Annotated in this window: 9 protein-coding genes; all 9 read right to left on the reverse strand. The window is 66.0% G+C overall.

All coding sequences use genetic code 11. The features are described from left to right. Position 1 precedes the first annotated feature (1 nt). The gene (locus OG417_RS37180) at positions 2–2,065 is read right to left on the reverse strand and encodes a RiPP maturation radical SAM C-methyltransferase (protein ID WP_329239187.1); all 2,064 of its coding nucleotides are present in this window, start codon (positions 2,063–2,065) and stop codon (positions 2–4) included. A 209-nt stretch (positions 2,066–2,274) separates the two neighbouring features. Beyond that, positions 2,275–2,907 (reverse strand): CPBP family intramembrane glutamic endopeptidase, encoded by a 633-nt coding sequence (locus OG417_RS37185; protein ID WP_329239190.1) that lies wholly within the window; start codon positions 2,905–2,907, stop codon positions 2,275–2,277. A gap of 161 nt (positions 2,908–3,068) precedes the next feature. Next, the gene (locus tag OG417_RS37190) at positions 3,069–3,779 is read right to left on the reverse strand and encodes a dTMP kinase (protein WP_329239193.1); all 711 of its coding nucleotides are present in this window, start codon (positions 3,777–3,779) and stop codon (positions 3,069–3,071) included. A 5-nt stretch (positions 3,780–3,784) separates the two neighbouring features. Beyond that, positions 3,785–3,997 carry a PqqD family protein gene (locus OG417_RS37195; protein WP_329239195.1) on the reverse strand — a complete coding sequence of 71 codons (213 nt, stop codon included), beginning with the start codon at positions 3,995–3,997 and terminating at the stop codon, positions 3,785–3,787. Between the two features lie 508 nt (positions 3,998–4,505). Continuing rightward, a complete protein-coding gene (locus OG417_RS37200; protein WP_329239198.1) occupies positions 4,506–5,483 on the reverse strand; it encodes a helix-turn-helix domain-containing protein in 978 nt (325 codons plus the stop codon). A 481-nt stretch (positions 5,484–5,964) separates the two neighbouring features. Beyond that, on the reverse strand, positions 5,965–8,001 hold the full coding sequence (locus OG417_RS37205) for a glycoside hydrolase family 31 protein (protein WP_329239202.1): 2,037 nt from the start codon (positions 7,999–8,001) through the stop codon (positions 5,965–5,967). A 236-nt stretch (positions 8,002–8,237) separates the two neighbouring features. Beyond that, positions 8,238–8,822, reverse strand: a complete 585-nt coding sequence (locus OG417_RS37210) for a dihydrofolate reductase family protein (RefSeq protein ID WP_329239205.1) — start codon at positions 8,820–8,822, stop codon at positions 8,238–8,240. Between the two features lie 44 nt (positions 8,823–8,866). Next, the gene (locus OG417_RS37215; protein ID WP_329239208.1) at positions 8,867–9,523 is read right to left on the reverse strand and encodes an SRPBCC family protein; all 657 of its coding nucleotides are present in this window, start codon (positions 9,521–9,523) and stop codon (positions 8,867–8,869) included. After that, on the reverse strand, positions 9,520–9,864 hold the full coding sequence (locus OG417_RS37220; protein WP_329239211.1) for an NIPSNAP family protein: 345 nt from the start codon (positions 9,862–9,864) through the stop codon (positions 9,520–9,522). The genes OG417_RS37215 and OG417_RS37220 overlap by 4 nt, the downstream gene beginning before the upstream one ends.

A 9,864-nucleotide genomic window follows, 5' to 3' on the forward strand; every position in this document is an offset into this window, starting at 1 on the left:
CTCACGTTGATTGCACCAGCGGCAAGGCGTGACGCACGCGCGAGGACGACGCCTGGGGAAGGTTTCGTCGATTGAGTATGGGCAAGCCGAGATAGGTGCCGCCGTTCTCGATGACCAGACCACGTTCGACCAGTTCCTCGAGGATCTTCGCGGTGCGCTCACCCGGAACGGGGAACGGGAGTGCGCGTTCGATCGCGCGGAGCGAACGCATCTGATCGACGGCGATCAAGACGCTGCTCTCCTCCCGGCCCAGCTTGGTCATCCCCGACGGCCCACTCCACATCGCACGTTCGTCCCGCACCATCAGACCGTCATCGGTCCAGGTAGCCTCGAGCCGGGCATCGCGATGGGCCGCACTCCAGCGCGCTGCCGACTGCCGGACTTTGTCGAGGACGAAGTCGGAAGCCAAGGACTTTCCATGTTCCATCCTGAAAAAGTAAGCGATATCGCTGCGCCTGTCCGCCGGCGTTTCGAAATAGATATGGTCGTAAGCGCGCTCGTGGGTCAATCGCCGGATGCCGAAGATTTCGGGTGTTTGTTGAAAAGGACTGAAGCGGTCCGCGCGAGCCGGACCGACGTGCTCAGGAGGAGGAAGGTGTGAGATCAGGGAGAACAGTTCCGGGAGCTCACGGTAGTCATCGTCACTTTCCCCGGGGAAACCGTGCAGATAGTTCCAGGACACACCGATACCGAGCTCTGTAGACCACTTCATTGTTTGAATATTGCGAAGCCGGGTCGTCCCCTTCCGCATGGTTTCTAGCAGGTGATCACTCATCGACTCGATACCTGGCTGCAAATGGAGCACGCCGGCAGCGCGCAAGAGTTCCAGCTGGTCATAGCGAAGGTTTGATTTGACCTCGAAATGCAGGGTGACTCGCAGATCGGACTCGGCGATCATTGGCAGCAGATCGTTGAAATACCGGTAGTCCAGGATATTATCCACGACCAGTACGTATGTGCGTCTACGGGGATCCGCGCCATGTCGTTCGACAAGGTCTGCCAGTTCCAGAAATGCGCGGTCCGCAGACTTACTGCGGAATGACATGGTTAGTCCGTTCAATCCGCAAAACGTGCAGTGTTTCTTCTCGCCCCACCAACATCCACGAGACATCTCAATCGGGATGGCCGTGTCCGCAGGCAGATCACTACCTTCTAGGCGGCGTTGGAGGCGCGCGTAGAAGTCGTGATAGGTCGGTTGGGGAATGTCGTCCATGTTCGGCATCGAGTCACTGCGGATGACTGCCCTCCCATCAGTGGTCAGCTCCGCTCGTTCGGACCAGTAGGAGTGATCGTTGAGCCACGTCCGCCGATCGTCCGCCGTTCGTAGGTCGCGGACGAATCGGGATATCGACGACTCGGCATCACCTTGGAACACGTAGTCGATTGCGGGAAACGATTCGAGAAGTGCACGACCCATCGGGCCTTCGCAGTTTCCCCCGCCCATGATCGTCGTAACCTCCGGCCGGCGTCGTTTGAGACGCTCGGCCAGACCAACCACGGGCATGTTCTGCTGGAATGTTGAGGTCATGCCTACGATGTCGTAGTGCTCCCACACGTCGTGTGCGGCCACATCATCGAGAAATTTCGCGCCGATGGCGCGCACCTCACCCATCTCGAAAATCGTCGCGAAGTCGAAAAAGTCAGCGTGCTCAGCGAGGAGAACCTCCGCCAGGTACCGTTCCGCTGCGTCGATGTCGTTGGGGGCCGGGCCGAAGATCCAGTCCCCGGCGAGGCTGGTCTTTGGCGTCGCCGCGCCGATACGGTTGTAGACCCGCGCCCCAACCGCCTCGGCCAGGTCGAGGTTAGGGTAGATGACGTCGCACGGAATTCGATCGGCGTCCAACGCGGATTGCAAGATGGACACCCCGATCGACGCCCAGCGAATATCGGCCCAAGGCATTACTACCAACGCGACTCGTGGGCTCTCTGGAGCAGCGTGGATCTTCTCCAGTGTGATATCTAGGCTGGTAAGCGGAGGCGCAGTCGACATCGAGCGAGCTCTGTCGGATCCGACGTACTCTTCGATCTCCTCGAGCAACGCGACGCGATCGGCGACGTTTTCCACTGCCATATCCGAGTCCGAGAGGGCGGCGGCTGCATCACGACACAAGTTTCGCCGAAAATCCGCATCAGAAAGGACCCGTGCAAGTACGCGCCGGCGAAACAACTCGCCCTTACCTGTAGAATCCCCCATTGTCGTCTACCTCGCAAACCTTGACGTACAAATGTTGTTTAGTGCATCGAAGCACTCCACCATAGGGTGCCTCGGAACCCTCAGGTCGCAGTCGCCAGGTACGGATTGACGCGCCGGTGCCAAAGCCCCTGCAATACCGGAACCAAGTTGTATGCCAGGTGTCCGGCAACGGCGGGTATCACCGAGTCCGCGACGTAGGCGACAACCGCCAGGCCAATGGACAAAACGCTGATACGAGCCAGGTAGCCGGTCGTGAAAATCGTGGCCGCCCACCGGTTGGACCGGTGCTCGGCGACGAACAATGCTGCGGACACTGGCACGACACCCCAATTCAACACCGGCGCAAGGAGCACGAAGATCACGCCTCGATAGAAGAGCTCCTGCCCGATCGCGGCTGCAATTGACTGATAAGAGCGCAGCAGGAGGGTGGAACGCCGCAGAGGCGGCATCAGTTCCAGCATCCCCCTGTCAAAGCCGAGCCGGAGTCGGGAGAATTCGGTCAGGCGCACACCTACGGCAATACCGACGGCGACGACGATCCCGACCAGCGCCGGCTTCAACGATGGTGGGAACATCACGCACCACACTATGTACGGCAAGAAGAACAGCAGAAATGGCGCTGCGAACTGGACTTCAGCGACCCAGTTGTCGCCCGTCATGCTAAGCCGGCGAATGGCGGGAGCGAGCAGTTGCATGAACGTCACTGCGCTCACGCCGGCCAGCGCCCAACCGGGTCCGGTCCACGCTAGTGCCCAGCACAACAACGCACCAAGCCCGGCCACAACAGGCAAACCGAGCGTCCTCAGAGTGAATATAGGTGGCAGCGGCCGCCCCGTCCGCGGCGCTGGATACAATCTCGACAATCGGGGAGCCATCAGATCACATCTTCATCCAACCGTGGCGGTCGCACTCCTGCGGCCGCCGTGTTGATTGCCGCATACACCGCTTGGGCAACCTCATAGGGCGGGCAGGTCGCGTCGACCGTCACCTGCGGGATATGCGTCGGCAGGAGGCGTCTGACTTCGTCGATAACACGCCGTTGAAAACTTGCATAGGCTTCCCAGCTCGGAACCGCCCCCTCGATTTCGAAGACCGTCGGGGAGCCGTTCCGACGCCAGGACTCCGTCAGCGGCATGTCCAGCCAGATTACAAGGTGCGGATCTGGCATCGTTGCCGCAAGTTTCTCCAGGAGAAAGGCGGCCTCGGGGTTGTGGACCGACTCCTTCACGGTGGCCCGATACCAGTAGGAGTCACTCACCACAACGCCGCCGGCCTCTAGGTGCGGACGCATCCGGTACTCCCAGGCCATCGATAGCACGTGAGTGAAAAACGAAACTCGCGTGAGCGGCCGCATATGCGCGACATACTCGCGTGGATGGGTGGACAGCGCCCAAAGGTTATATTCAGGGATTTCGTCGAGCGGGTACAGGTCCTCGGGCTGCAAGGATGCGAAATGCCAGTCCGCGGCCAGGGTCCGCAACTCACGGCTAAGCGTGGTCTTCCCCGCGCCGTCCGGCCCGAGTATGACGGCGAGAAATCCCGTACTGTGCGCGCCGTTAGCTGGTCCGATTCCATTCGAGGTCAACGCGGCTACGCTTTCGGCTCCAGATCGAGCGCATCGAGGGCCTCCAACTCTTGGACGAGTTCAATGACATCCTCGGCGATCTGCTCGGACTCGGCGTCATACTCGTCCGCGATCGAGTCGACGATGGATTGGATCGGGACCTCCCCCGAACACAGGCGCCACACGGCTTCGGCAGTATCGTTCAACTCGACGCCCTGTGAGCCGAGGACCAGCACCACTCGCGTCCCTATGCGCCGCAAGCGAACGCCATCTCGACGCCTTGGTCGAACATCAAGGTCAAGGTTGGGCATGCGCACATCCCCCGTTTCGGTACACGTGTCGGACGAATTCAGGCCGAGCCGACCCCGTACCCGTGGGGGAAGGCCCCGCTAGCGACTCCCATCGTGGTGGCGCCGGCGGGCGTTGTCTTTGACAGTGAGTGCACTGCTTCTTGACGATGCGTACCCGGACGCGACCCGGCTTTCAGAGCGCGTTGAGAAGTGGTGCCATCGGGCGCGTTCGGGCGGCCGGCGGTCTGGGGGCGGCGGATCTTCCGCGCACGCAGGGGTGACCTCCGCCGGCCTCACTACGGCCGTGTAGGGGCCGTGCATGCGGACGTTCTACGGACGGGTTGGTCCGTCGGTTCGGGCGCGAAACGACCCCAGGGCCGTACGAAAGCCCGGAGCCGAGGGGAGACCCGTCGGTGGCGGGACCTCGCCCGGCGGTCGTGCGGGTGGCTGGTCCGCCTTACATCAACGCCCTTAGAACGTGCTGTCGATAGTCCCTGGGCGGGACGTCATAGGCGGCGTGGAAGGCACGGGTGAAGCTGGCGTGATCGTTGAATCCCCAGCGAGTCGCGATCTGGTGGACGGGCATGATCAGCAGCGTCGGGTCGGCGAGGTCACGCCGCGCGCGTTCAAGGCGCTGGCGGCGGATCCACGCTGAGACGGTGGTGCCGTGGTCACGGAAAATACGGTGCAGATAGCTGACAGAGATATGGTGCGCGGCGGCGATCGACCGCGGCGATATCTGCGGGTCGTGCAGGCGCTGTTGCACGAACGCCTCGATGCGCAGGAACAGGGCGCGCCGGCGGGAGTCGGCCGGCATCTCGGTGTATGCGTCGATGTGGTGAGCGATCGTTGCGCTCACCAGATCGACGGCCACGCCGCTCAGCCGAGGGATGTCGGCCGGCCGGTAGCACGCCGAGCCTGCGGTCAGACTGGTCAGGAACTGGGTGAGCAGAGCCCCCACCCCTCCGCGCCCGGACATGGGAACCGCGAGAATCCGGTCGACCTGGCGCGCGGGCAGCGGCAGGAGGACCCGTGGCAGGTGGGCACGCACCAGCGTCGCTGTCTCGCCCTCGGGAGCGATTCGTACCTGCAGGGACCGCTGGCTGTCGTACAACGCGAAGTCTCGCGCTGAGAGAGTGGCTCGGCGGTCGGCCTGGACCACGTCGACCCGGCCGCGCAGGGGAAACACGATCGAGTACAACTCCGGGTCGTGGTCTCGGATCATCCGGGGCGTCCGCCGTACGTCGGCCGAAGAGCATGTCAGCTCCACCACGTTCACTGCCGCGAGGTCGAGTTCTCGCGCCGTGGCGCGGAAGTTCTCCGGCTCATCGCTGCGCACCCGCATCGGGCAACAACTGTTGACCTGAAGCTCATCGAAGCGGGTCAACCGGTTTTGCCGAGGCACGTCGTCGCTGTGAAACACCGTCTTGATCATTGTCCCTCGAGCACGCGATCAGGGCAGTTACGGACACCTTTAACCTGTGCCGGCGCCATACTCTCATCGCGATTATTGCGTTGTCATGCGCATATTGATCTTGACAGAGTTCGCAGGGACCCCTGAGGCGGGTCACGCCGATCTGAAGCGAGAGACCTGCAAGGCCGGAGGTGCTGCTGCTTTCAGCCAATGGCGCGGAGGAAGGCGTCCTACCGTGGACGGCCTGTTTCCTGACCCCGGCGCCCGGCTCGATGGCCACATCGAGCTGGGTAATGTCGAGCGAGGCGAGGGGCGAGGTATCAGGCGGACGAAGGTGTCGTTTCCGGAGGCAGCAAGGCTATACCGGGACACATCGTGCCGTATCGCGGCCGGCGCCCCGCACGGTCTTGTCGGGACTCACCGGCGACGCCGGGCCGTGACGGTGCCGGCCCGGAACCGAACGCGCGGCGCCGCGCCGAGCGCGGCGCCGCCCGCTTCCATCTCAATAACGCAGGGCGCTGATCAGGGATTTGGTGTCGCCGGTGCCCATGCGGACGAACAGCGGCAGGGTGCCCAGGTCCGCCGGGTAGGCCTTCAGGTCGCCGTGGACGACCTTGCCGTGGGCCACGTCGTACCAGGCGCCCGGCGGGAGGTGGACGTCGCGGCTCGTGCCCGCCGACAGCAGCGGTGCGGCCAGCAGCGAGTCGCCCAGGAGCCACTCGTCGCCCACCGTGTACGACGCCTGGTCCGACGGGAAGTCGAAGAACAGCGGCTGCATGATCGGGTCACCCGTCCTCAGCGTGCGCTTCACCTGCCGCTGGATGTACGGCGCGAGGCGCTTGTGCACGTCCAGGGCCTTCGCGTACAGCTTCGCCGTGTCCGCGTCGTAGTCGACCCACTTCTTGTTCACGTAGTCATAGACACGGATCGGTGACGTGGAGGAGTAGACGAGCGGCATCGCGGCGGCCGCCTGCGCCCAGCGGATGAGCACCTCCTTCGACGGCGGAGGCTCACTCTCCGAACCGCCGACCATGTCGGTCTCCACGAACGGGTAGCCGATGGTGGAGATCGCCAGGTCCTGGTGGACGGCGGCCTGGAGCGACCTCCAGTCGGTGCCCTTGTCGATCTCCCGGGTCACGAAGCCGTACTTCTGCGACCCGGTCCAGTGGATCCGCACGCCGACGCCCTGCTGGTCGAACTCGTCGGTGAGCTGGGCGCCCAGCTTGACGTAGTCGTTCGCGGTGTAGCCGGAGGCGGGGGCGCACGTCTCGTCGTAGAAGCGGGTGTCGAACTTGAAGCCGTCCACGCCGTACGTCTGCTGGAGCGCCTTCAGCTGTCCCTCGTACCAGGCGCGGGCGTCGGGGTTGCCCAGGTCGACGATGCCCGCCTTGCCGTTCCACCAGGTGACCGTGCACGGCTTGGACGGGTCGTCCTTGGACTTCAGCAGGTATCCCTTGTCCGCGGCGACCTTGTAGTTGTCGGCGTCGAGGTTGATCCACAGGGTCACCCAGAGGCCGAACTTGTAGCCCAGCCGGTGCACCTCGTCGGACATGGCCTTCGGGTCGGGGAACTTGCCGTTGAAGGTGAAGTCGCCGTAGTGGCTCATCCAGCCGTCGTCGAGCGACATCGTGTGGCCGGACACGCCGGCGTCGTGCAGGCGGTGGACGTAGTCCAGGAAGCTCGCCTGGTCCACGTTCGTGTAGAACTGCGCCCAGGAGTTCCACAGCGGGGTCTCGTACTGGTACGGCTCCGCGTCGCTCTTGGCCGGCTTGCCGGTGACGCCGATGTAGTCGTCGTAGACCGCCTTGGGCGTCTTCTCCACGAAGAAGGTGGCGGCGAGGCTCGGCGTCCCGGTCACCTCCATGCCGGCGACGCCGGGCGTGTCCTTGCCGAGGGAGACCTTCATCAGGTCCTGCGTGTCGAACCAGATGCCGGCCGCCGACTGGGTGAACCAGAACGGGTCCACCATCTGGTACGACGCGGGTCCGAACGCGTCGTCGGCGACCTTGCCCGAGTCGAGCGGCCAGGGCTGGTCGGTGTACGGGCCACCGGCGTCGGTGCTCGCCTCACCGTGGCCGTACCAGTGCCCGGCGGAGCCCATGGCGAAGCGCATGCCGGTGGACTCCGGCGTCGCGCCCCGGACCGTGCTGTCCAGCCGGTACCGGTCGGCGGAGGGGGTGATCTTCACCGCCAGCGTCGCGGCGGCGTCGGTCGTGCCCACCTGAAGGGTCAGCGCGCCGTGGGACCAGCGCGCCCCGCGCACGTCGGTGGCGGTGACCCGGCCGTCCGGGCCGGAGAAGCCGAGGGCGTCGGTGTTCGTGGTGGCCAGCACCGTACGGCCGGCGCGGCGGGTCGTGATCTGGAACTTCCGCTTGGCCACGACCACCTGGTAGGCGGGCGTGGTCAGCGTGATGGTGCTCGCGCCGTCGCGGTACTTCACGGCGGGCTCGGCGGAGGCCGCACCCGCGGTGAGGGAGGTCGCGACGAGCACGAGGGCGGCGAGAGGAGGGAACAGTCGGCGGGATCTCAGCGCGATCACCTCGCGTGGTCAGGGAGCCGAATGGAAGCCGGGTCGGCGAGCGGTCCAGCGTGCTCCCCGCCGGACTGCTCATTCTTGCGCACTACTGCGGGATACTGCGCATGAACGAGCGCTACGTCAAGATCTTCCCCATGATGACCCGCCGGCGACCGGCCCGCCCTGACGTACGGAGGCGCGTGGCGGCGCCGATCGGGCCCCTCCCCCGCGGCCCCGCCGACGGACCGCGCCGCCCTCCCTCACCGGCGGGTGTAGTGCGCGATGATCACGCCCTTGGTGGTCGTGACGCTGCCGGTCAGCGCGAACTCGGCCGGCGGGGCGGAGCCGTCGAACAGCCGCTTGCCACCTCCCAGGGTCAGCGGGTGGATCAGCAGCGTGTAGCGATCGATCAGGCCGGCGGCGTGCAGGCTCCGGACCAGCGACGCGCTGCCGTTGATCGACAGGTCGCCGCCCGGCCGGGCCTTCAGCTCGGCCACCGTCTCGACGGCCTCGCCGCGCAGCAGGATCGAGTTCTGCCAGGCGTCGGCGTTCTCGAGCGTTCTCGACACGACGTACTTCGTGGCCGCGTTCATGTGCGCGGTGAACGGGTTGCCGTCGGTCGCGCGTCCCCACGCGGTGGTGAAGTCCTGCCAGGTCGAGCGCCCGAACAGCATGTCGCCGGGCTTGGCCATGCCCTTGGCCAGCTCGCGGCCCATCACCTCGTCGTTGTACCGCGGGCCCCAGCCCCCGTGGGCGAAGCCGCCGCTGGTGTCCTCATCCGGGCGGCCGAGTCCCTGCACCACTCCGTCGAGGGTGACGAACATCGTGGCGGTGATCGAACGCATCGCACCTGGTCCCTTCGTGCCGCAGGCCGCCCTGCGCGGCCCCGTCACCCCCTACACGAACGACCACCGGCGAATTCGACACCGCCACGAGATCCCCGGTGGGCGCTCCAGCGGCCGACGACGAGGCCGGCCAGGCCGGCGAGCACGGCGGTGACGGCGGGGATCGCGGCGCGGCGCAGCACGGGGACGACCACCGTCGCGGCGAGGTCGAGGCTCTCCCCCGGCCCGTCGGCGACCGGCGCGGGCGCTGCCGTCGTCCCCTCCCGTGCCATCGCCTCCAGCCGGCTCGCGAACTGGGCCATCAGCGCGGCGCTGACCTCGCTGAACAGGCTGCGGCCGAACTGGGCGGCCCGGCCGCTGATCGAGAGTTCGGTGGCGACCTCGACGCGGGTGCCGTCGCCGTCCGGGTGCAGGGTCGCGGTCACCGTGGCGGCGGCGGTGCCGGCGCCGCGCTCCTCGCGGCCCCGTGCCTCGATGACGCCGCGGTGGCCGACGTCGTCGCGCTCGACGAAGCGGGCGGTCCCCCGGTAGCGGGCCGTGATCGGGCCGATCTTGGTGGACAGGCCGCCCCGGTACTCGCCGTCGACGACGTCGTCCAGGTGCGCTCCCGGCAGGCAGGGCGCGATCCGGGGCAGGTCGGTCAGCAGCTCCCAGGTCCGCTCGACCGGCAGCGGCACGCGGAAGGTGTTCTCGAGTCTCATCGCCCGCCCTCCGAGCTCACGGTCTCGTGCGGCCAGTACGGCGCGCGGTCCAGCGTGCGGCTGTGCATCTCCGCGACGATCTTTCCGTCCGCCTCGCTCTCCGCCTTCACCCGCTGCCAGTCGGGGTCGGCCTGGAACGCGGCCCACGCCGCGCGCTGGGCGTCGGCGTCCGGGAAGGCCAGCAGGTAGACGACGCGGTCGCGGTCCGCCCGGTCGGTCCAGAATCCGGCGACCCGCATCCCGTGCCGGGCGAACAGGCCGAGCGTGTGGTCCGCGAAGCGCGCGTGCAGCGCGTCGGCGCGGCCGGGCACGGCCACGTACTCACGTAGTTCGTAGATCAA

It is taken from the genome of Actinoallomurus sp. NBC_01490, assembly GCF_036227085.1.
Taxonomy (GTDB): domain Bacteria; phylum Actinomycetota; class Actinomycetes; order Streptosporangiales; family Streptosporangiaceae; genus Actinoallomurus; species Actinoallomurus oryzae.